Annotated in this window: 21 protein-coding genes; 15 read left to right on the top strand and 6 right to left on the bottom strand. The window is 70.3% G+C overall.

The window, feature by feature from the left end; genetic code table 11:
- Positions 1-27 precede the first annotated feature (27 nt).
- Positions 28-1269: a cytochrome P450 gene (locus ACGFZQ_RS43870; RefSeq protein WP_393845157.1), complete on the bottom strand. Its 1242-nt coding sequence runs from the start codon at positions 1267-1269 to the stop codon at positions 28-30.
- Positions 1270-1361: 92 nt separating this feature from the next.
- The gene (locus tag ACGFZQ_RS43865; RefSeq protein WP_393845156.1) at positions 1362-2549 is read right to left on the bottom strand and encodes an acyl-CoA dehydrogenase family protein; all 1188 of its coding nucleotides are present in this window, start codon (positions 2547-2549) and stop codon (positions 1362-1364) included.
- A gap of 162 nt (positions 2550-2711) precedes the next feature.
- Here ACGFZQ_RS43865 and ACGFZQ_RS43860 point away from each other — a divergent pair, with 162 nt between their 5' ends.
- The 5 genes from ACGFZQ_RS43860 to ACGFZQ_RS43840 all read left to right on the top strand — a co-directional run bounded on the left by ACGFZQ_RS43860 (position 2712) and on the right by ACGFZQ_RS43840 (position 8350).
- On the top strand, positions 2712-4184 hold the full coding sequence (locus ACGFZQ_RS43860; protein WP_393845155.1) for a FadR/GntR family transcriptional regulator: 1473 nt from the start codon (positions 2712-2714) through the stop codon (positions 4182-4184).
- Between the two features lie 84 nt (positions 4185-4268).
- Positions 4269-5417: an acyl-CoA dehydrogenase family protein gene (locus ACGFZQ_RS43855; protein ID WP_393845154.1), complete on the top strand. Its 1149-nt coding sequence runs from the start codon at positions 4269-4271 to the stop codon at positions 5415-5417.
- Between the two features lie 10 nt (positions 5418-5427).
- Positions 5428-6195: an SDR family NAD(P)-dependent oxidoreductase gene (locus ACGFZQ_RS43850; RefSeq protein ID WP_393845153.1), complete on the top strand. Its 768-nt coding sequence runs from the start codon at positions 5428-5430 to the stop codon at positions 6193-6195.
- Positions 6192-7370 (top strand): acyl-CoA dehydrogenase family protein, encoded by a 1179-nt coding sequence (locus ACGFZQ_RS43845; protein WP_393845152.1) that lies wholly within the window; start codon positions 6192-6194, stop codon positions 7368-7370. The genes ACGFZQ_RS43850 and ACGFZQ_RS43845 overlap by 4 nt, the downstream gene beginning before the upstream one ends.
- On the top strand, positions 7367-8350 hold the full coding sequence (locus tag ACGFZQ_RS43840) for an NADPH:quinone oxidoreductase family protein (protein WP_393845151.1): 984 nt from the start codon (positions 7367-7369) through the stop codon (positions 8348-8350). The genes ACGFZQ_RS43845 and ACGFZQ_RS43840 overlap by 4 nt, the downstream gene beginning before the upstream one ends.
- Positions 8351-8357: 7 nt before the next feature.
- On the opposite strand, the gene ACGFZQ_RS43835 is transcribed toward ACGFZQ_RS43840, so the two are convergent.
- Positions 8358-9221: a mycofactocin-coupled SDR family oxidoreductase gene (locus ACGFZQ_RS43835; protein WP_393845150.1), complete on the bottom strand. Its 864-nt coding sequence runs from the start codon at positions 9219-9221 to the stop codon at positions 8358-8360.
- Between the two features lie 176 nt (positions 9222-9397).
- On the opposite strand from ACGFZQ_RS43835, the gene ACGFZQ_RS43830 reads away from it, so the two are divergent.
- From ACGFZQ_RS43830 to ACGFZQ_RS43815, 4 genes are read left to right on the top strand one after another with little or no spacing between them, the layout of a single operon-like run.
- Positions 9398-10543: an amidohydrolase family protein gene (locus ACGFZQ_RS43830; RefSeq protein ID WP_393845149.1), complete on the top strand. Its 1146-nt coding sequence runs from the start codon at positions 9398-9400 to the stop codon at positions 10541-10543.
- Positions 10540-10767, top strand: coding sequence for a hypothetical protein (locus ACGFZQ_RS43825; protein ID WP_393845148.1), 228 nt, complete (start codon positions 10540-10542; stop codon positions 10765-10767). The genes ACGFZQ_RS43830 and ACGFZQ_RS43825 overlap by 4 nt, the downstream gene beginning before the upstream one ends.
- A 6-nt stretch (positions 10768-10773) precedes the next feature.
- Entirely contained in the window at positions 10774-11586 is an 813-nt protein-coding gene (locus ACGFZQ_RS43820) for a mycofactocin-coupled SDR family oxidoreductase (protein ID WP_393845147.1), read from the top strand.
- A 15-nt stretch (positions 11587-11601) separates the two neighbouring features.
- Positions 11602-11790, top strand: coding sequence for a ferredoxin (locus tag ACGFZQ_RS43815; RefSeq protein WP_393845146.1), 189 nt, complete (start codon positions 11602-11604; stop codon positions 11788-11790).
- A 54-nt stretch (positions 11791-11844) separates the two neighbouring features.
- Here the strand turns inward: ACGFZQ_RS43815 and ACGFZQ_RS43810 are convergent, their stop codons facing one another.
- Positions 11845-12717 carry a VOC family protein gene (locus tag ACGFZQ_RS43810; protein WP_393845145.1) on the bottom strand — a complete coding sequence of 291 codons (873 nt, stop codon included), beginning with the start codon at positions 12715-12717 and terminating at the stop codon, positions 11845-11847.
- 164 nt (positions 12718-12881) lie between these two features.
- Here ACGFZQ_RS43810 and ACGFZQ_RS43805 point away from each other — a divergent pair, with 164 nt between their 5' ends.
- Both ACGFZQ_RS43805 and ACGFZQ_RS43800 read left to right on the top strand, forming a co-directional pair.
- Positions 12882-13742, top strand: a complete 861-nt coding sequence (locus ACGFZQ_RS43805; RefSeq protein ID WP_393845144.1) for an alpha/beta fold hydrolase — start codon at positions 12882-12884, stop codon at positions 13740-13742.
- Between the two features lie 39 nt (positions 13743-13781).
- A complete protein-coding gene (locus tag ACGFZQ_RS43800; RefSeq protein ID WP_393845143.1) occupies positions 13782-14390 on the top strand; it encodes a TetR/AcrR family transcriptional regulator in 609 nt (202 codons plus the stop codon).
- Between the two features lie 53 nt (positions 14391-14443).
- Here ACGFZQ_RS43800 and ACGFZQ_RS43795 read toward each other — a convergent pair whose 3' ends face one another.
- Positions 14444-16042, bottom strand: coding sequence for an FAD-binding protein (locus ACGFZQ_RS43795; RefSeq protein WP_393845142.1), 1599 nt, complete (start codon positions 16040-16042; stop codon positions 14444-14446).
- 227 nt (positions 16043-16269) lie between these two features.
- On the opposite strand from ACGFZQ_RS43795, the gene ACGFZQ_RS43790 reads away from it, so the two are divergent.
- The 4 genes from ACGFZQ_RS43790 (at position 16270) to ACGFZQ_RS43775 (ending at position 20089) form a co-directional block, all read left to right on the top strand.
- Positions 16270-17103 carry a 2-keto-4-pentenoate hydratase gene (locus ACGFZQ_RS43790; protein WP_393845141.1) on the top strand — a complete coding sequence of 278 codons (834 nt, stop codon included), beginning with the start codon at positions 16270-16272 and terminating at the stop codon, positions 17101-17103.
- Positions 17100-18062, top strand: coding sequence for an acetaldehyde dehydrogenase (acetylating) (locus tag ACGFZQ_RS43785; RefSeq protein ID WP_393845140.1), 963 nt, complete (start codon positions 17100-17102; stop codon positions 18060-18062). The genes ACGFZQ_RS43790 and ACGFZQ_RS43785 overlap by 4 nt, the downstream gene beginning before the upstream one ends.
- Positions 18059-19075 carry a 4-hydroxy-2-oxovalerate aldolase gene (gene dmpG / locus ACGFZQ_RS43780; protein WP_393845139.1) on the top strand — a complete coding sequence of 339 codons (1017 nt, stop codon included), beginning with the start codon at positions 18059-18061 and terminating at the stop codon, positions 19073-19075. Before ACGFZQ_RS43785 ends, dmpG begins: the two co-directional genes overlap by 4 nt.
- Before the next feature lie 213 nt (positions 19076-19288).
- Positions 19289-20089, top strand: coding sequence for an IclR family transcriptional regulator (locus ACGFZQ_RS43775; RefSeq protein WP_393845138.1), 801 nt, complete (start codon positions 19289-19291; stop codon positions 20087-20089).
- An 84-nt stretch (positions 20090-20173) separates the two neighbouring features.
- On the opposite strand, the gene ACGFZQ_RS43770 is transcribed toward ACGFZQ_RS43775, so the two are convergent.
- A complete protein-coding gene (locus ACGFZQ_RS43770) occupies positions 20174-20944 on the bottom strand; it encodes an SDR family NAD(P)-dependent oxidoreductase (protein WP_393845137.1) in 771 nt (256 codons plus the stop codon).
- Positions 20945-20946 lie beyond the last annotated feature (2 nt).

Genomic DNA, 20946 nt, shown 5'->3' with positions numbered 1-20946 from the left:
GAGGTGACTCCTTGTGCGGGTGGTCGGTTACCAGGTGACGGGCAGCTCGTAGATGCCGTACGCCTGCGAGTCCTCCTTGAACCTCAGCTCCGAGACGTCGACCGCGAGGCGCAGGGTCGGCACCCGGCGGAACAGGGTGCTGAAGACGACATGCAGTTCGATGCGGGCCAGCTGCTGGCCGACGCACTGGTGCGGGCCCCAGCCGAACGCGTGGTGATGCGCCGCGGCGCGGGTGAGATCGAGCTTCTCGGGCTCGGGGAACGCCTGCGGGTCCCAGTTGGCCGCGGGCAGCGACGCGATGACTCCCTCGCCCGCGCGGATGGTCTCACCCTCGAACTCGATGTCGTCCAGCACCGCCCGCCGGGCCAGCAGATGCGGGATGGTGAGGTACCGCAGCAGTTCCTCGACGGCGTTCTGCACGTACTTCGGGTCGTCGTCGTGCTCCCGCAGCCCTGCGAGCTGCTCGGGGTTCTCCAGCAGCAGCGCGGTGCCCAGCGTGATCATGTTGGCGCTGGTGTCGTGGCCGGCCACCAGCAGGATGTGCCCGAGCGCGGCGGCGTCGGGCATGGTGAGTACGCCCTCCTGCACCTTGGCACCGAGGTCGGACAGCACGTCCTCGCCGGGATCGGCCGTCTTGGCCTCGATCAGGCCGGTGATGTAGTGGCGCAGATCGGCCGTCGACCGAGCGGCTTCCTCAGGCGTCTTGAAGCGCGCGTTGGTGACGCCGGCGTGCTTCTGGAAGAAGTCGTGGTCCTCGTACGGCACCCCGAGCAGCGCGCAGATCATCAGCGACGGCAGCGGCAGGGACAGGGCCTCGTTGAGGTCGACCGGCTTCGGTCCCGCCAGCATCCTGTCGATCAGGTCGTCGGTGATCTGCTGGATCTCCGGGCGGAGCTTCTCCATCCGATGGCGGGTGAAGGAGTTCGACAGCATCCGGCGCCAGCGCGTGTGCTCGGCCCCGTCGGCGTTGTTGATCATCGGCTGCGTCTGGGCGGCGTGCGCCTTCATGGCCTCGGTCGTGTGCGGGTAGCCGGGCGCGCCGATGTTGGCGCTGAGCCGAGGGTCGGTCATCAACTGGCGCTGCGCGGCGTGGGACGTGACGACCCACGGAGCGGTGCCGTCCCAGGTCCTGGCGCGCTGCACGGATTTACCCGAGTCGTGCAGCTCGAGCAGGCCTGGCGGCGGCGCGAACGGGCACTGGCCCGACCGGGGGGAGGGGAATTCCGGAAGTTCCTCGGCGATGTCGGTTCCGGACACGTTCTCAGCCATGGTTCCTCGCCTTCGCGTTGCGTCGGCGAAACATTACGCCGACCGGTCGGTACAATCAATGAAACCGTCCGGGCGGGACGGACGGACGAAGGTCAACGGGACTCGCGTGGCAGACCCAGGCCCCGCTCGGCGATCTGGGTCCGCAGGACCTCGTTGGCTCCGCCCGCGATCGTGTACGCGCGCGAGTACAGATGGGCGTCCTGCCACCAGCCGTCGGCCGTCGCCCCCGGGTCCTCCTCGGTGAGCAGGCCGTCGGTGCCCTGCAGGCGCAGGCCGAAGTCGGCGAGGTCGTGGTTGAGTTCGCTGAAGAAGATCTTGCCGAGGAGGGCGTCGGCCGGCTGTTCCGTGCCGTGCAGCATCCGTGACTGGGCGAGGCCGATCATCGCGGCGTTCACGTGGACCCGGGCGGCGAGTTCGCCGAGAGTCTGCCGGGTGGCGGAGTCGTCGAGCGTGACCGGTGTCCGCTCCGCGAGCCGCACCAGGTCGTCCAGTACGGCGGCCAGTTCGGCGCCGCGCGCGGCCACCCCGGAGCGTTCCCGGCCGAGGCTGCTCATCGCCACCCGCCAGCCGTCGTTCACCCGGCCGATCACGTTCGCGGCCGGGATCCGGACGGCGTCGAGGAAGACCTCGTTGAAGTCGGTGGTCCCGGTGATCTCCCTCAGGGGCCGCACGTCGACCCCCGGGCTGCGCATGTCCAGTGCGAACGCCGTGATGCCCTTGTGCTTCGGGGCGTCGGCGTCGGTGCGGGCGAGCAGGTACCCCATGTCGGCGTGCTGGCCGTTGGTCGTCCACACCTTCTGGCCGTCCACGACGAACACCGCCTTCTCTCCCTCGCCCTCAAGGCGTGCCCGGGTGCGCAGCGCCGCCAGGTCGCTGCCTGCCTCGGGCTCGCTGAAGAGCTGGCACCACACGTCTGCGCACCTGCGGATGCGGGGCAGGAATCGCGCCCGCTGTCCGTCGGTGCCGAATTCGATGAGGGCCGCCGAGGCCAGGGAGGCCGCGCCGACGGGCGGCCAGGTGCGGGCGCGGGCGATCTCCTCGGCGACGACGGACGGTTCGAGCGGATGGGCGTCGGGCCGGCCGCCGTACTCGACGGGCCAGTCGATGCCGAGGAGGCCCGCCTCGTAGAGCCTCGCGGTCCACTCCCGGATCGCCGGCATCAGCTCGGGCTCCGGGGCGCGCACCCCGGAGTGTGCCTTGACGCCGGGCGCGTGCTCCGTCACGAAGGCGCGCACCTTCCGGCGGAACACCTCCAGCTCGGGCGTGGACTCCAGTCGCATCGCTGTCGGCTCCTTGTCGTCCTGCGGCCACGGGGCGGGTCATCCTGCGACCATGGCGCGAAATGAGTATACTTTAACCATGGTGTTGGCCCGTCTGCCAGTGCCCGGTGTCCGTGGCGAATAGACTGGGGATCCGCAATATCCCCGCAGAGGAGTTGGCCCATGGCGACTGCCGTCGACCGCGAGCCCGCCGACGGCGAGACCGGTATTCCGGTCGGGAAGCTGGCCGCGCAGACCGCGCGGCGCATCGAGGCGACCGTGATCCGTCAGGGCTGGCCCGTGGGTGATTCGCTGGGCTCCGAGGTGGACCTGCGGGAGCAGCTCGGGGTGAGCCGTGCGGTGCTGCGCGAGGCCGTACGGCTGGTCGAGCACCACCAGGTCGCCAGAATGCGGCGCGGCCCGAACGGCGGCCTGATCGTCTGCGCCCCCGACGCGGGACCGGCGACCCGGGCCATGGTGATCTACCTCGAATACGTCGGCACCAGCGTCACCGACCTGCTCCAGGCCCGCCAGCTCCTCGAACCGATCGCCGCGGGCCTCGCCGCCGACCGGATCACCGAAGAGGGCATCACCACCCTGCGCGCCACCCTCGACTCCGAACTCGCCCACTGGGACGACCCGTCGGTCCATTCCCAGGACCCCCTGCACCCGGTGCTCGGGCAGCTGTCGGGCAACCCGGTGCTGCACCTGTTCATCGACGTGCTCACCCGACTCACCGCCCGGTACGCGCACACCTCCCGACGCATCTCCAAAGCGGAGATGCACATGGCGAAGGAGACCTCGCACCGCGAGCACCAAGCCGTCGTCGACGCCGTCGTCGCCGACGACGGGGCCCGCGCGCAGACCGAGCTGACCGCCCATCTGGAGTCGGTGGCCGGCTGGATCGAGAAGCACCGGGTGCGCCGCGGGCAGCGGATCTCGGGGAGTGTGGTCGAGCCGGAACTGGTCGAGGGGCCGCGGGCCAAGCTCGCCGAGGTGGTGGCCGCCCGCATCCATGACGACATCGCCGCGCGGGGCTGGCAGGTCGGCATGGTCCTCGGTTCGGAGACGGATCTGCTGTCCCGCTACGAGATCAGCCGGGCCGTCCTGCGGGAGGCCGTACGGCTGCTGGAGTACCACCAGGTCGCCCGGATGCGCCGCGGCCCCGGCGGCGGACTCGTCGTTACCGAGCCCGAACCGCAGGCCAGCATCGACACGATGGCGCTCTTCCTGGAGTACCAGGGCGTCGCGGCGGACGACCTGCGGATCGTCCGCAACGCCATCGAGCTCGGCATCGTGGCCCGGGTGACCGCGCGGCACGCCGGAGGCGACGCCGTGGTCGCCGAGCGCCTGGCGAAGGCCGTCCGGTGGGCCACCGAGGGCCCGGCCGACGACCCGCGCAAGGCGGACCTGTTCCACTCCGAACTGGCGGCCCTGGCCGACAACCCGGTGCTGTCGCTCTTCCTCGCCATCATCACCGAGCTGTTCCGCCGGCACGCATCCGGCCATGACCAGCCGCTGCCCGGAGACACGGCCGCCGACGAGGTCCAGCACGTGCACCAGCGCATCCTCGACGCGATCGTGCAGGGCGACGCGGGGGTCGCCCGCCACCGGATGCGGCGCCATTTGGATGCACTCATTCCCTGGTGGCACTGATCATGCGCCGGTAAAACGCTGAATCTCCTGGACCGCGTCGCCTAATTCCGTATACTCAATAGGGTCCCGATCGAAGGAGATTCGATGCGCCGGACCCTGTACGCGCAGGACCACGAGGATTTCCGCCTCCTGGTCCGCGACTTCCTCGCCCGCGAGGTGCTTCCGGTCTACGAGGACTGGCGACGCGCCGGTCTCGTCCCCCGCGAGCTGTTCACCGCGATGGGCAAGCTCGGCATCATCGGCACGGCCGTACCCGAGGAGTACGGCGGAGGCGGCCAGGACGACTACCGCTTCAACGTCGTCATCCAGGAGGAGTGCGCCCGCGCGGGCGTCACACTGGGCGGCCTGCGTACCCATCTCGACATCGTGGTCCCGTACTTCACGGGTCTCGCGAACGCCGAGCAGCGGGCCCGCTGGTTGCCGGGACTGGCCTCGGGCGACCTGTACACCGCGATCGCGATGAGCGAACCGGGTACGGGCTCCGACCTGGCCGGTGTCACGACAAAGGCGGTCCGCGACGGCGACCACTACCTTCTCAACGGTGCCAAGACCTTCATCACCGGCGGTCACCACGCCGACCTGATGATCGTCGTGGCCCGCACCGCCACCGACGCGGACAACCGGCGCGCCGGACTGTCCCTGCTCGTGGTGGAGAAGGGCACGCCCGGATTCACCGTCGGGCGCACGCTGGAGAAGATCGGCCTCGCCGTGCAGGACACGGTGGAGCTGGCCTTCGACGACGTCCGTGTGCCCGTCGCCAACCTCCTCGGTGAGGAAGGCGCCGCCTTCACCCTCCTCGGCCAGAACCTCGCCCAGGAGCGGCTGGCCATCGCGGTCGGTGCCGTCGCCCAGACGCGTGCCGCGATCGACCTGACCATCACCTACGTCCGCGACCGCACCGTGTTCGGCAAACCGGTCGCCCACTTCCAGAACACCAAGTTCGAACTCGCCGCCATGGCGACCGAGCTGGAAGCCTCCCAGACCCTGCTGGACGCGGCGGTCACCGCGCTCGTCGCCGGCGAACTGAGCCCGGCCGACGCTGCCAAGACCAAGCTGTTCTGCACCGAGGCACAGGGCCGCGTGGTCGACCGCTGTCTGCAACTGCACGGCGGATACGGCTACATCCTCGAGTCTCCGATCGCCCGGCTGTACGCCGACGCGCGAGTGACGCGCATCTACGGCGGCACCAGCGAGGTCCTGAAGACCATCATCAGCAAGTCCCTGGGCTTGTAAGGAGTTTGATGTGAACATCGACGGATCGTCGACGCTGGTCACCGGCGGCGCCTCCGGCCTGGGACTGGCCACCGCGCGCCGCGTCGTCGACCGCGGCGGCCGTGTCGTCCTGGCCGACATCTCCGAGGAACAGGGCGTCAAGGCGGTCGCCGACCTCGGCGACGCCGCCCGCTTCGTGGCCGCCGACGTCACCGACGAGGCCTCGATCACGGCCGCCCTCGACACCGCACAGGACCTCGGTCCGCTGCGCTTCGTCGTGCACTGCGCCGGGCGCGGCGGCGACCGCACCCGGATCATCGACCGCGACCGCACCCCGGGCGAACTCGACACCTTCGCCGAGGTCATACGGGTCAACCTGATCGGCACCTACAACGTGCTGCGCCTGGCCGCCGCCCGCCTCTCCGGCAACGAGGTCGTCGACGGCGACCGCGGAGCCGTGGTCCTCACCGCCTCGGTAGCCGCCTTCGACGGCCAGATCGGCCAGACCTCCTACACCGCCGCCAAGGCGGGCGTGCACGGCATGACCCTCGTCGCCGCCCGCGACCTGGCCAGCTGGCAGATCCGCGTGAACACCATCGCCCCCGGCATCATGGACACCCCCATGCTCGGCCGACTGCGCGAGGACATCCGCGACGGCCTCGCCGCGACCGTGCCCCACCCCAAGCGCCTCGGCGACCCCGACGACTTCGGCCGCCTCGCCGTCGAGATGCTGGAGAACCCCTACCTCAACGGCCAGACGATCCGCCTCGACGGCGCCATCCGCATGGCCCCGCGATGACAGCGGAGGAGACCGACGCGCAGTTCCGCACCCGCCTGCGGGCCTTCCTGACCGAGCAGCACCCCGGCCGACGCCCGAAGGAGGCCGCCGAGCGCCTCGCGTGGCAGCGGAAATGGCTGGCCGCGCTGTACGACGCCGGATACGCCGGTCCGAGCTGGCCGCGCGAGTACGGTGGCATGGACCTGTCTTTCGCCCGGCAGGTGATCTACCAGGAGGAGTACGCACGCGCCCGCGTTCCCGGACCACTGGGCACGGGACTCGGCATCGCCGCGCCCACCCTCATCAAGTACGGCACGCCCGAGCAGAAGGAACGCTCCCTGCGCCCCATGCTGCGCGGCGACTCGGTGTGGGCGCAGGGCTACTCCGAACCGGAGGCGGGCTCGGACCTCCCCGCGCTGCGCACCACGGCACGTAGAGAAGGCGCGGAGTACGTCGTCAACGGCCAGAAGGTGTGGAACAGTTCGGCCGACATCGCCGACGTCCTCTTCACCCTCGTCCGCACCGGACCGCCCGACTCCCGGCAGGACGGTATCAGTTACCTCCTGATCGACGCCCACGCCCCCGGCGTGACCGTCCGCCCGCTGCGGGACCTCACCGGTGACGCGCACTTCTGCGAGATCTTCTTCGACGACGTACGCGTCCCGGTCGCCGACCGGATCGGACCCGAGAACGGCGGCTGGCCACTGGTCCGCACGAGCCTCGGCCACGAACGCGCCGCCGGAGCGATGAACCAGGCAGCCCTGTACCGGCGCGTGCTCGACGAGTTGATCGAGCTGGCCCACGAACGAGGGGCGAGTGCCGACCCCCTGGTCCGCGACCGCCTCGCGGACTTCGAGATCCGCGTGACGATCATGCGTCTCACCGGGATGCGGACCATCGCGGACATCATGGCGAAGGGCGAACCGGGGCCCGCCTCCTCGACGTCACGGCTGTTCATCGTGACCTTCGAGCAGGAACTGCACGAGTTCGCCCTGGAGTTGTTGGGGCCCTACGGCGTCCTCGGCCGGCGCGACCCGCACGCCGTCCAGCGCGGACGCTGGGTGTGGGGCTTCCTGCGCACCCGCGCCTCGACCATCGGGGCGGGCACCGCCGAGATCCAGCGCAACACCATCGCCGAACAGGTTCTGGGCCTGCCCCGCGACCCGGCGATGCCGACCACCGGAAGGGCACGATGAGAGCCGCACGCTGTACGCAGTACGGGCCTCCGAACGGTCTGGAGGTCGTCGAACTGGACGCCCCCGAACCCGGCCCCGGCGAGGTCCTGGTCCGTGTGCACGCCGCCGCGGTCAACTTCCCGGACGTCCTGCTCGTCGCGAACCACTACCAGGTGCCGGCACCGCTGCCGTTCACCCCCGGCAGCGAGTTCGCCGGCGTCGTGGCCGCGCTGGGGCCCGGGGTGACCGGGCCCCCGGTCGGGAGGCCGGTGGCCGGGGCGGTGCTGACGGGCGCGTTCGCCGAGCAGGTCGTCGTACCCGTCGTGGGTCTGCGCCCCGTCCCCGACGGGCTCGACATGGTCCATGCCGCCGCCTTCCACGTGACGTACGCGACCGCCTACCACTCCCTGGTCACCGTCGGGCAGGGCGCGGCGGGGGAGTGGACAGCGGTCCTCGGGGCCGCGGGCGGGGTCGGCTCCGCGGCCGTCGACATCGCGACCCGGCTCGGGATGCGCGTCGTCGCGGCGGCGTCGAGTCAGGAGCGGCTCGCGGTCGCCCGCAAGCTCGGCGCGGAGGCCGCCGTCGACTACGTCCACGAGGACCTGAAGACCCGGATCCGTGAGCTGACCGGCGGCGAGGGCGCCCACCTCGTCGTCGACCCCGTGGGCGGCGACCACGCGGAAGCCGCCCTGCGCGCACTGCGGCGGGGTGGCCGGTTCGTCACGGTAGGGTACGCCGACGGGAAGATCCCCCGGATCCCGCTCAACCTCGTGCTGCTCAAGGACGCGGTCGTACGGGGCTTCGAGATCCGCATGCTGCGCCAGTACGCCCCGGACGCGGTGGCCGCCGGCGACCGGGCGCTCGCCCGGATGGTCCGGGACGGGATGCGCCCGCTCGTCTCCCGCGTCCACCCCCTCGCCGAGGTGGCGTCCGCCCTGACGGACGTGGCGCAACGGCGCACCACCGGCAAGGTGGTCATCGACATGACCGCGCAGGTCTGAACCCCGCTCAGAAGGCGGGCAGTTGGGGGCGGCGCTTGACGTAGCCCCCGGCGTCCACCCGCATCTGCATGCCGGTGACGTACTTCGACTCGTCCGACACCAGGAACAGCACCATGTCGGCGATGTTCTCCGGCTCGACATAAGGGATGCCGAACCCGGTCGTCGCGGGGAAGGAGGGCAGCGCGTCCTCGCGCGTGGGATTCTCCAGGTCGGGCCGGAACGACCGGTACATGAGGTCGCTGTTGAGCATGTCGGTGTTGACGTTCGTGGGATGCAGCGCGTTGACCCGGATCTGCCGGGACGTGAGGACCGTCGCCAAGTCGTGCACGAAAGCGGCCACTTGACGCTTGGCGAACGAATAGCCCAGCCCGCCGGGCCCGTTGGCCGGGTTGTCGGTGGTCGCCGGGATCAGCCCCGCGATCGATCCGGTCGCGACGATCGAGGCGCCGTCGGGAAGATGGGGCAGGGCCGCGTCGACCGCGTGGACCACGCCGTTGAAGTCGACGGTGACGGCGTCGAGGAAGGCCTGCGCGGTCTGCCCGGGACCCAGCGGGCAGATGCCGGCCTGGGCGACGACGGCGTCGAGCCGCCCCAGCTCGGCCACCCCCTCCGAGACGGCCGCCTTGAGCGCGGCCGGATCCCGTACGTCGGCCTTGCGCGCGACGATGCGCCGCCCGGCCTTCTCGACCTGCCGGACCGTCTCCTCCAGGTCCTCGTCGGTGGCCAGCGGGTAGCCGTTGGTGGCGATGTCCTCGCACAGGTCCACGGCGATGATGTCGGCTCCCTCCGCGGCGAGCCGGATCGCCTGCGCCCGGCCCTGTCCGCGGGCGGCGCCGGTGATGAAGACGACCTTGTCCTGCACTCGACCCATGGGGTCTCCTTCCGTCGAATAAAAGAGTAGCCTGAATACTGGTGCAGTAAGCCTGAGCGTCTCGATGATCGCCGAATCATGCGGGATATTGGTGATCGCTTCCGCTGAGTGGGACGTGTTCAGTGCACACAATGTGCCCGGTGCTAGAGAGTCCCCGAGACCGAGGGAGCGCAAGGATGCCGTTGCAGCCGTGGATGAAGTTGCTGTCGACCGACGACCATCTGATCGAGCCGCCACACCTGTGGGCGGACCGTCTGCCGGCCAGGTACCGGCAGGCGGGGCCGCGGATCGTGGAGCAGCCGCGGGGAGAGGGACAGACGCCGGCCGAGGTGTGGGTCTACGAGGGCCGGATCTATCCCTACATCGGCCTCAACGCCGTCGCGGGCAAGGACCCCGAGGAGTTCGGCCTGGAACCGACGCGCTACGACGAGATGATCCCCGGCTGCTACGACCCGAAAGCCCGGATCCGCGACATGGACCTGGACGGCGTGTGGGGTGCGCTGTGCTTCCCGTCGTTCCCGGGATTCTCGGGCCATGTCTTCCTGGACGGCAAGAACCGCGACCTGGCCCTGCTGTGCGTGCAGGCCTGGAACGACTTCGTGCTGGACGAGTGGTGCGCCAGTGCGCCGGGCCGGCTGATCCCGCTGGTCATCATGCCGCTGTGGGACGTCGACGCCTGTGTCGCCGAGATCCACCGGACGGCCGCCAAGGGCGCCAAGGCGATCTCCTTCCCGGAGAACCCGGCCCCGCGCGGTCTGCCCTCCTTCCACACCGACTACTGGGACCCCATGTTCTCGGCGGCCGAGGAGACCGACCTGCCCCTGTGCCTGCACTTCGGCACCTCGGGCAAGCCGCCGAAGACGGCCGAGGAAGCCCCGTTCGCGGTGACGATCGCCCTGTTCGGCTGCAACGCCATGTACGCCACCGCCGACCTGCTCTTCTCCCCGGTGCTGCACAAGCACCCCAAGCTGAAGATAGGCCTCTCCGAGGGCGGCATCGGCTGGATCCCGTACCTGCTGGAGCGCAGCGACGGCACCTGGGAGCGGCACCGCTTCTACCAGAACGTCAACCAGAGCGTGCGGCCCTCGGAGCTGTTCCACAAGCACTTCCACGGCTGCTTCATCGACGACCGGTTCGGCATCGAGAACCGCCACCACGTGGGCATCGACAAGATCACCTGGGAATGCGACTACCCGCACTCCGACTCCTACTGGCCCAAGAGCCGCGCGTACGCGGCCGAGGTCCTCGCCGACGTGCCGGACGACGAGGTCCACCAGATCGTGGAGCTGAACACCCGCCGCCTCTACAACCTCCCCGCATGAGCCGTCGCCCGGAGACCGAGCGCTCCGACTGGACCGACCTCGACCTGCTCACCCGCGAGGAGGCCCACGGCCGCCTCCTCGCCGAGATCGCCGACACGGACGCACGCCTGGCCGAACTCGGCGACGGCGAGTCCGACGCGGCCGAGCGCGAACTCCTCCAGTCCCGGCTGCGCGCCCTGCGCGAGGCCGCCGAGGACCTGATCGACCACTCGAAGAAGGGCTGAGGCCGCATGGGACGTGTGGAGGGCAAGGTCGCGCTCATCACGGGAGCGGCGCGAGGACAGGGCCGCTCGCATGCCGTACGACTGGCCGAGGAGGGGGCGGACGTCGTCGTCACCGACGTCTGCCACAACATCAGCGAGGAGCTGCCGTACTCGCTGGCGACGAAGGAACAGCTCGAAGAAACGGCCGAGTTGGTCAGGAAGACCGGCCGGCGGTGCGTCGCCGTACAGGCCGACGTCCGCTCGATCGCCGAGATGCGGGCCGCCGTCGACGCGGCGCGCGAGGAGCTCGGGCGGCTCGACGTGGTCGTCGCCAACGCCGGCGTCATGAGCATCGGCGCGGCCTGGGAACTGTCGGAGGAGGCGTGGGGGGTCGTCGTCGACGTCAACCTCAAGGGCGCCTGGAACACGGCGCGGGCCGCGATCCCCTGGATGATCGAGGCGGGGGAGGGCGGTTCGATCGTCATCACCAGCTCGGCCGCCGGTATCCGCGGCCATGTGCCGTACGCCCACTACGTGGCCGCCAAGCACGGAGTGGTGGGCCTGATGAAGGCCCTGTCCAACGAACTCGCCCCGCACCGCATCCGGGTGAACACCGTCCACCCCACCGGCGTCAGCGAGACAGGTATCACCGTCGGCCTGCCGGTGGAGGAACTCGCCGCGCGCGAACCGCTGTTCGCCCTCGCCGCGATGAACCCCCTCGCCCCCTACGTCGAACCGCGGGACGTGTCCAACGCCGTCCTGTTCCTGGCCTCGGAGGAGGCGCGGTACGTCACCGGTCTGCAGTTCACCGTCGACGCGGGCTCGACCAACAAGCCGTAGAACAGGAGTGGTTACGTGAAGATCACCATCGATACGTCGTCCTGCTCGGGGCACGCACGGTGCGCGGCGGCGGCACCCGGGCTTTTCCGCCTGGACGAGGACGGCTACGCGCTGCCCTTCGACGGAGAAGTCCCGGAGGGTCTCGAACAGGACGCCCGCGACGGGGAGTTGGCCTGCCCGGAGCGGGCGATCACCGTCGAGTGACGCGACTGAGCCCCACGGCCTGGGACCGTGGGGCTCAGTCGTTTCCCGATGCGCTCAGCCGGCCGGCTGCGGCGGCGGGGTGAAGTGGTGGCCCCAGAACGCGCCGTCCGTGATCTCGTAGACGGGCACGGGCTCGGGCACCTTCAGGCCGTTCCAGCCGAACTCGACGGCGTAGTTCTCCGGCGACCAGACGTAGAACGACACCATGTGGTCGTTGGTGTGCTTGCCGAGCGAGTGCATCATCGGCACCTCGTACTTGGCGGCCCGGTCCAGGGCCCGCCCCACGTCGTCCAGGGACGCGCCCTCGACCATGAAGTGCAGCAGCCGCCCGGGACCCGGCATCGGCGTGACACCGAGGGTGTGGTGGCGGGGGTTGCAGCCCATGAACCAGGTCGTGCCGCCCGGGGAGCGCATGGTGTTGCGCTCGATGAAGCCCAGGACGGTGACGTAGAAGTCGAACGTGGCCCGCGCGTCCTCGGCCGAGATGATGGCGTGCCCGAAGCCCATGTCGCCGGTGACGAACTCCGAGACCAGCGGGGTCTGCACCGGCACATGGTCGAGGGTCGTGCCGTAGAACAGCTCGACCGGGTTGCCGCCCGGGTCGTTGAACTTGACGAAGCCGGTGACCTTCCGCTCCGCCGCCTCGGCCTCGGTGCCGGCCGTCACCTTGATCCCGGCCTTCTCGACGTCCGCGACCAGACTCGCCAGCTCCCGCTCGTCGAGGACCTCGAAGCCGAGCGCCGTCATCGTGGGCTGGGCGCCCGGAGAGACCACGATCCGGGCCGGATAATCGTCCATCCGGAAGGACAGCGACTCCGAGTCGCCGCCCTCGACAGGCATCAGACCGAGGAAGTCGGCTCCGAACGTCTTCCACTTGTCGAGGTCGTTGGACTCCAGACGCAGGTACCCGAGTGAGCGAACACCCATCAGGCCCTCCCCTCACATTTGGTCAGATCCGGGGCGGCCCGTCGGGCCCCCGGCAATCGGTACGTTCGCGACGTTAGACAGCCCGGCCCGTCCGTCGCCGGGACCGTCCCACTGATCGGGAGACGTACGACGACGAGCCCCTCACGGGTGCGACGGTGACCGTCATGACTCTCAGCTACGAGGACACCCTGCGCGAACTCCCCACCGACGAAGGCACCTTGCGCTACCACGAGGCGGGCGACGGACCCCCGTTGCTCCTGCTGCACGGGTCGGGGCCGGGCGTCACCGGCTGGCGCAACTACCGCGGCAACCTTCCCGTGCTCGCGCAGCACTTCCGCTGCCTGGCGCTGGAGTTCCCCGGCTTCGGGGTGAGCGACCCGACGGCCGAGAACCCGATGGCGGCCGGCCCCAAGGCCGTGCTGCGCTTCCTCGACGGTCTCGGCCTCGACCGCGTCGACGTCATCGGCAACTCCATGGGCGGGTTCATCGCCGTGGGGCTCGCGGTCGCCCACAAGGACCTGTTCCGCAGGGTCGTGACCATCGGCGGCGTGGGCCGCAACATTCTCTCCCCGGCGCCCAGCGAAGGACTCAACCTGCTGGTCGAGTTCGCCGAGAACCCCACCAAGGACAACCTCCTCCAGTGGCTGCGGGCGATGGTCCACGACCCGGCCCTGCTCACCGACGAGCTGATCGAGGAGCGCTGGGTCAGCGCCACCGAGCCTCAGACACTGGAGGCGTCCCGCCGGATCTACGGTCGTCAGGCCATGGCCGCGATCCAGGCCGCCCAGTCCCAGTCCGACCAGCCGATCTGGGCCGCACTCCACAAGGTCACCGCGCCCACCCTGCTGACCTGGGGCAGGGACGACCGGGTCACGCCGCTGGAGAGCGCGCTGCTGCCGATGCGCACCATCCCCAAGGCCGAACTGCACGTGCTTCCGGACTGCGGGCACTGGGCGATGATCGAGCAGAAGGCTGCCTGGGAGAGCGCGGTGCTGGCCTTCCTGACCCGCCCGGAGGCCGGCTGAGTGCCGAAGGCGGGAGCAGCCGACGACATGGGGGACGACGTGGCGAGACCCGCAGAGGTACGGCAACCAGCTGCTCCGACGTCGAGCCGGCAGGCCGCCCGCAAAGTCCGCATCCTGGGCGCGGCCGCCGAACTCGGCGCGCGCGAGGGGCTGGCGAGCGTGCAGATGCACGACGTGGCCAAGGAGGCGGACGTCGCGATCGGCACGCTCTACCGCTACTTCCCCTCCAAGCCCTACCTGTTCCTCTCGGTCCTCGAATGGCACATCGACCAGTTCCTCGGGGGCCGCGACACCGGACCGGCGGGCGGCGAGGTGACGGACCCCGCGGGCGAGGTGGCTCAGACGCTCATCGACCTGAGCGGGAAGCTGCTGGGCAGTCCGCTGCTGGCCTCGGCGGTGGCGCTGTCGTCGTTCACGGAGTACGCGAGCGTCGTCCCGACCCAGATCGACATCGTGGAGAGATCGCTGGGACAGCGGCTCCTGCGCCTGCTCGGGGACCGTGCGGACGCGGAGACGGGACGCAGCCGCATACGGCTGCTCGTCTACAGCTGGTGGGGGGTGTTCGTGGCCATGCTGACCCAGGAGATCTCCACCGAGCAGGGCGAGGCGGACCTGCGGCTGGCCGCGCGGCTGATCGCGGCGCCATGAACACGCGACTGTGACCCAGGACACCGTGAGTGTCCTGGGTCACAGTCGCATGTTCAGTCCGTCGGCCCGACGATGTCCAGGACGGCGAGGTAGGCGAAGACGATGCTGGAACCGATCGGGGTCCCCGCGCCCGGGTAGACGTGTCCCGACATCGCGGCCGCGGTGTTGCCGCTCGCGTAGAGACGGGGGATCGGCTGCCCGTCCGGGCGCAGCACGCGCGCGTGCCGGTCGGTCTTGAGGCCGCCCTTGGTGCCGATGTCGGCCGGGAGGATGGTCGCCGCGTAGAACGGCGGCGTGTCGATCGGCAGGAGCAGCGGGTTGGGCCACTCGGTCTCCGGCTTCGCCGGGAAGTTCTGCCGGGGGTCGGCCGCGAAGGGGACGATGTGGTGGAACATCTGGTCCCACACGCTCTCGCCGCGGTGGAACCTCTCGTCGACGCCGGTGTGCGCGTACCCGTTGAACTCCTTGACGCTCCGGCTCAGGGCGTCGAACGGGACACCGATCAGCCGCGCCAGCTCCTCGAGCGTGTCGGCCTTCTTCAGCGCGCCCGACTCCAGCCACTCCGGGCGCACCGGCTCGTCGGGCGGTCCGCCGAAGCTGTCCCGGTCCATCAGACGCTGGTCGAAGATCCAGTGGGCGGGGATGTGGCTGACGCCCGTGCTCCGGTGCAGGCGGAGGATCTCGTGCCCGACCTGGTCGTACGGCCGGGTCTCATTGACGAAGCGGTCGCCCGCGCCGTTGACCCAGATGCCGCCCCGGGTGCCCGTGTGGAAGACGGGCCGGCCGTCCGGCTGGACCAGCCCCGCCACGAACCAGGCCTCGTCGAGCAGGTCGGTGGCCGCGCCCACGGCGACGCCCGCTCGCAGCGCGTCACCCGTGTTGGACTCGACGCCGTTCGACCACTCGCCGGTGAGGGGCGACTGGTGCTTCTCGCGCAGTTCACGGTTGTGCTCGAAACCGCCGGCCGCGAGGATCACGCCCCGTGCGGCCCGGATCCGGACCGGTACGCCGTCGCTGACGGCCTCGATCCCGGCGACCGTGCCGTCCTCGACGAGCAGGTTCTCCAGCGCGGTGTTCAGCCGGAGCGTGCCGTTGCCGGTCTCCAGGAACGCCGCCAGCGCCCGGCCGGCCAGCGCCCGGCCGCCCGAGACGACCGGGCCCTCGTCGAAGCCCCACCGCTCGGTGGGAAGCGACCCGCGGACGATCCCGGTGTGCTCCTTGAGCTGCGCCAGTTCGAGGGGCGGTGGGAAGATGGTGTGCCCGGTGGGCGAGGCTCCCGGGACCGACGTGAAGTAGTCCGGAACCGGCCCGTGCACGAACTCCTGGAACCAGGTGTTCTGTTCGAGCTCGTCGATCAGCCGCGGCCCGGCCGCCAGATACGCGTCCTGCAGCGCTTCCCGCGATGGGTCCGCGACGATCTCCCGCAGATAGGCCCGGACGTCCTCCACGTCGTCCCCGAGGCCGGCCCGGCTCAGTGGCGCGGAGCCGGGAAACCACACGCCCGCGCCGGAGTAGGCCATCGTGCCGCCGACCCGGTCACTCTTCTCGATGACGAGTGTGCGCAGGCCGCGTGACGCCGCCACGTACGCCCCGACCAGGCCTCCACCGGACCCCACGACGATCACGTCGTAGGCATCCTCGTTGATGCTCATCCGAACCTCCTCATGAGTGCCGACCGTGCTGGGTGGGGCGTGGGGGGGAACGAACGGGGCGCGCCCAGCGGTTCGCCGGACGACGCTAACGAGGCGGTGTGGGCCCGTCGTTGTGCCATCTCGCTCATCGAGACCCACGCGTCGGCAAGTCCCGGTGAGCGGAACGCTCTCGGCTGCCCTCCGGCACGGCGGATCAGGCTGAAGGCCGACACGAGTTGAGGATGGCAATGACAGACGTTTGGGAACCGACGGCCGTCGCGAACCGTGAAGCCGCGGTGGCCGAGGCGGCCGTACGACTCACCAGGGCAGCCCATGACCGCCAGCCCTGTGCGCCCGTACGGGACCTGCTCGGCGCGAGCGACATCAGCCTCGCGTACGCCGTTCAGCGGCGCGTCATCGGCGACCGGATCGCCGCCGGAGCGCGGGTCGTCGGCCGTAAGATCGGACTGACGTCGGAGTCGGTGCAACGCCAAGTAGGGGTGGACCGGCCCGACTTCGGTGTCCTGCTGGACGACATGGACGTCACCGGACTGCCAGCCGTCCCCAGCGACCGGCTGCTCCAGCCCAGGGTCGAGGCGGAGATCGCCTTCGTGCTCGCCGAGGACCTGGACGACGACGACCTCGACGTCGAGCGGGTCCGGGCGGCGGTCGGGCACGCCGTGGCCGCGCTGGAGATCGTGGACAGCCGGGTGGCCGACTGGGACATCGCGATCACGGACACGGTCGCCGACAACGCCTCCAGCGGCCTCTTCGTTCTCGGTCAACAGCAGGTCGGTGTGGGGGAGTTCGAGCCCCGGGGCGTGACCATGCGGCTGTATGCCGACGGCAAGCTCGCGTCCGAGGGCGACGGCGCGGCCTGTCTGGGCGATCCGTTCGCCGCGCTGCTGTGGCTGGCGCGCACCGCCCGGGAGTTCGGCGATCCGCTGCGCGCCGGACAGGTCGTGCTCTCCGGTGCGCTCGGTCCGCTCGTCCCCACTCCGCCAGGCATCACCGTACGGGCCGAGATGTCGGGCCTGGGTTCGGTGACCGCGACCTTCTCACCCAAGGAACGACAAGGATGACGAAGACCAAGGTGGCCGTAATAGGCTCCGGCAACATCGGCACCGACCTGATGATCAAGGTTCTGCGCCTGTCCGACACCCTGGAGATGGCCGCGATGGTGGGCATCGACCCGGCCTCGGACGGTCTGGCGCGCGCCGCCCGCCTGAAGGTCCCCACGACCCATGAGGGCGTCGACGGCCTGATCGGCATGGACGGCTTCGACGACATCGAGATCGTCTTCGACGCCACTTCCGCGAAAGCGCATGTCGAGAACGCCAAGAAGCTCGCCCCGTACGGCAAGCGGCTCGTCGACCTCACTCCGGCGGCCCTGGGCCCGTTCGTGGTGCCCACGGTGAACCTGGACGAGCACCTGACCGGCGCCGACAACGCTGTCGACAACTTCAACATGGTCACCTGTGGTGGCCAGGCCACCATCCCGATCGTCCACGCGGTCAGCCGTGTCACCCCTGTGCCCTACGCCGAGATCGTCGCCTCGATCTCCTCCAGGTCGGCCGGACCCGGCACCCGGGCCAACATCGACGAGTTCACCGAGACCACCTCCGGCGCCATCGAGAAGGTGGGCGGTGCCCGGCGCGGCAAGGCGATCATCGTCCTGAACCCGGCCGAGCCGCCGCTGATCATGCGGGACACGGTGTACTGCCTGATCGGCGCCGCGGACCACGACGCGGTCCGGAACTCGGTCGAGGAGATGGTGGCCGCGGTCGCCGAGTACGTGCCCGGCTACCGGCTCAAGCAGCAGGTGCAGTTCACGCCGGTCCCCGCCGAGGACCCGATCCACACGCTGCTGCCCGACGACGTCTCCGAGAAGCCGGCCACCAAGGTCTCCGTCTTCCTGGAGGTCGAGGGCGCCGCCCACTACCTGCCCGCCTACGCCGGCAACCTCGACATCATGACCTCGGCCGCCCTGCGCGTCGCCGAGCGCATCGCCCAGCGAGCCATCACCGAGGTGACCAAGTGACCGACTCCTCAACGCTCTACGTGCAGGACGTGACCCTCCGGGACGGCATGCACGCCATCCGGCACCGGATCACGCCCGAGTTCGTGTCCAAGATCTCCGCGGCACTGGACCGGGCGGGTGTGGACGCGATCGAGGTCGCCCACGGCGACGGCCTGGCCGGCGGCAGCCTCAACTACGGGCCCGGCAGCAACACCGACTGGGAGTGGATCGAGGCGGCCGCGGACGCCATCGACCGCGCGGTCCTCACCTCGCTGCTCCTGCCCGGCATCGGCACCATCGTCGAACTGAAGCGGGCCTACACCCTCGGCGTCCGCTCGGTGCGCATCGCCACCCACTGCACCGAGGCGGACGTGGCGGCCCAGCACATCTCCACCGCCCGCGAACTCGGCATGGACGTCTCCGGGTTCCTGATGATGGCCCACATGGCACCCCCTCAGGCCCTCGCGGAGCAGGCCAAACTGATGGAGTCCTACGGCGCGCACTGCGTGTACGTCACCGACTCCGGCGGCCGGCTCACGATGGACGGCGTACGCGACCGCATCCGCGCCTACCGGGACGTCCTCGACCCGGCGACCCAGATCGGCATCCACGCCCACGAGAACCTCTCCCTGTCGGTCGCCAACTCCGTGGTGGCCGTGGAGGAGGGGGTGACCCGGGTCGACGCCTCGCTCGCGGGACAGGGTGCGGGAGCGGGCAACTGCCCGATCGAACCGTTCGTCGCCGTCGCCAACCTCTACGGCTGGAAGCACGACTGTGACCTGTACGCCCTCCAGGACGCCGCCGAGGACCTGGTCCGCCCGCTCCAGGACCGGCCGGTGCGCGTCGACCGGGAGACCCTCACCCTCGGCTACGCGGGCGCCTACTCCAGCTTCCTGCGGCACGCCGAGACCGCGGCCGAGCAGTACGGCCTCGACGCCCGCACGATCCTGGAGGAGGTCGGCAGGCGCGGCCTCGTCGGCGGACAGGAGGACATGATCGTGGACATCGCCCTGGACCTCACCGCCCGCGGCTGACGCCGACCGGACGTGCCGCTCCCCGGAAGTGTTCTTCCGGGAAGCGGTACATTTTTGCGTCCGTCATCAAATAGACCGAACGTCCCAATTAATCGGTGCACGACTCTATCTCTGCGGTCCGAGGCGTTGGTACCTTGACGCCGGCGCCGAACTAGAATTGATTTCAGTTTGAGCAGAGAGGCACCGACGATGACGTCTGCCCTTCGCCTGAGCATGCGATCCCCCGAGGTCGACGGGGCTGCGCTGCCTCCGTCGATGATGGAGCGCGTGACGTTGATCATGGACCTTTTCGAGAGTCCGCAGACCCACCTGACTCTTGAATCGGTTTCCCGCCGGACGCACCTGCCCCGCTCGACCACGCACCGGATACTCGACCAGCTGGTCCGACTGGACTGGCTGTGTCACACGGTGGCCGGGTACACGCTGGGCACCCGGGCTCTCGGCCTGGGAGGCCGGGAGATCGGACGCAGCGCGCTGCGGGCCGCCGCCGCACCGCACCTGCTGGATCTGGCCGTGCGCACCAGGATGGTCGTCCACCTGGCCGTGCTGGACGGGCCGGAGATCTACTACCTGGACAAGGTGGGAGGACGCGCGGCGGTGGACATCCCGTCGCGGGTCGGCGGCCGGGCGGTCGCCCACTGCACGGGGCTCGGCAAGGCCATGCTCGCCTGGCTGAGTCCGGAGGAGATCGACGCGCGGTACGCGCAGGTGATCGAGCGCCGCACCCACCACAGCATCGGCCGTCTCGACCAACTGCACCGCGAGCTCGGCCTGGTGCGCCGCCGCAACGGTCTGGCGATCGACCGGGGAGAGTGCTTCCCCGATCTCGGCTGCGTCGGCCTCGCGCTGCGCGGGCCAGAAGGACCGGTCGGGGCTATCTCGGTGGTCGGGGACGGCCGCTCCTCGCTGGAGCTCGTGGCCCCGCTGGTGGTCAACGTGGTGCGTTCCGTCTCCGAGGAGCTCTTCGGCGCGTCGGAGTCGTACCGCCGGGACGTGCCGTCCGTCGTCGGGTAGGCCGGGCGGCAGGAAGCCGCCCCAGCGAGACCTGGGGCGGCTTGACTCGGTTCCGGCCACGTCAGCCGGCCGGCCGCGGCGCGTTCACCACGCCGTCCAGCCCCCGTCCACGGTGACGGTCGTCCCCGTCACGAAGCGGGAGGCGTCCGAGGTGAGGAATACCGCGGCGCCGCCCAGTTCCTCGACGTTGCCCACCCGGCCCAGGGGGGTGCCGCCCACGATCCGCTCGCCCCAGCGGCTGTCGAGCAGGCCTGAGCTGAGGTCCGTACGGAAGTAGCCGGGTGCGAGGGCGTTGACCCGCACGCCACGGCCGGCCCACTCGACGGCAAGGGACTTGGTGAGCGCCTCGACGCCGCCCTTGCTGGCGGCGTACGCGGCGATCCGCTCGAAGCCGGTGCTCGCGTGCACCGACGAGACGTTGACGATCGACCCGGACCCCTGCTCCAGCATGACCTTCCCGGCCTCACGGCAGCAGGAGAAGGTGCCCTGGAGGTTGATGTCGAGCACTCGCCGGAAGTCCTCGTCAGTGACGAACTCGCTGCGGGTGAAGTGCGGGCTGATGCCGGCGCAGTTGACGACGGCGTCCAGCCGTCCCGTCGCCTGGGTGATCTGTTCGACCGTCGTGCGGACCGCGTCGGAGTCGGCGACGGAGCCGGGCAGCACCAGCACCTTGCCGCCGTGCCCGGCGAGTTCGGCCTCCAGGCTCTCCAGGTCCGCGGCCGTACGGGCGGTCACCGCCACGTCGGCCCCGGCCTGGGACAGGGCGACCGCGACCGCCCGGCCGAGGCCCTTGCCCGCGCCGGTCACCCAGGCGGTCCTGCCGTCGAGGCGCAGGTCGGTGTTGACGTCAGCCATGG

Source organism: Streptomyces sp. NPDC048254, assembly GCF_043201895.1.
In the GTDB taxonomy this organism is placed as follows: domain Bacteria; phylum Actinomycetota; class Actinomycetes; order Streptomycetales; family Streptomycetaceae; genus Streptomyces.
This window is presented reverse-complemented; position numbering and strand designations above follow the sequence as displayed.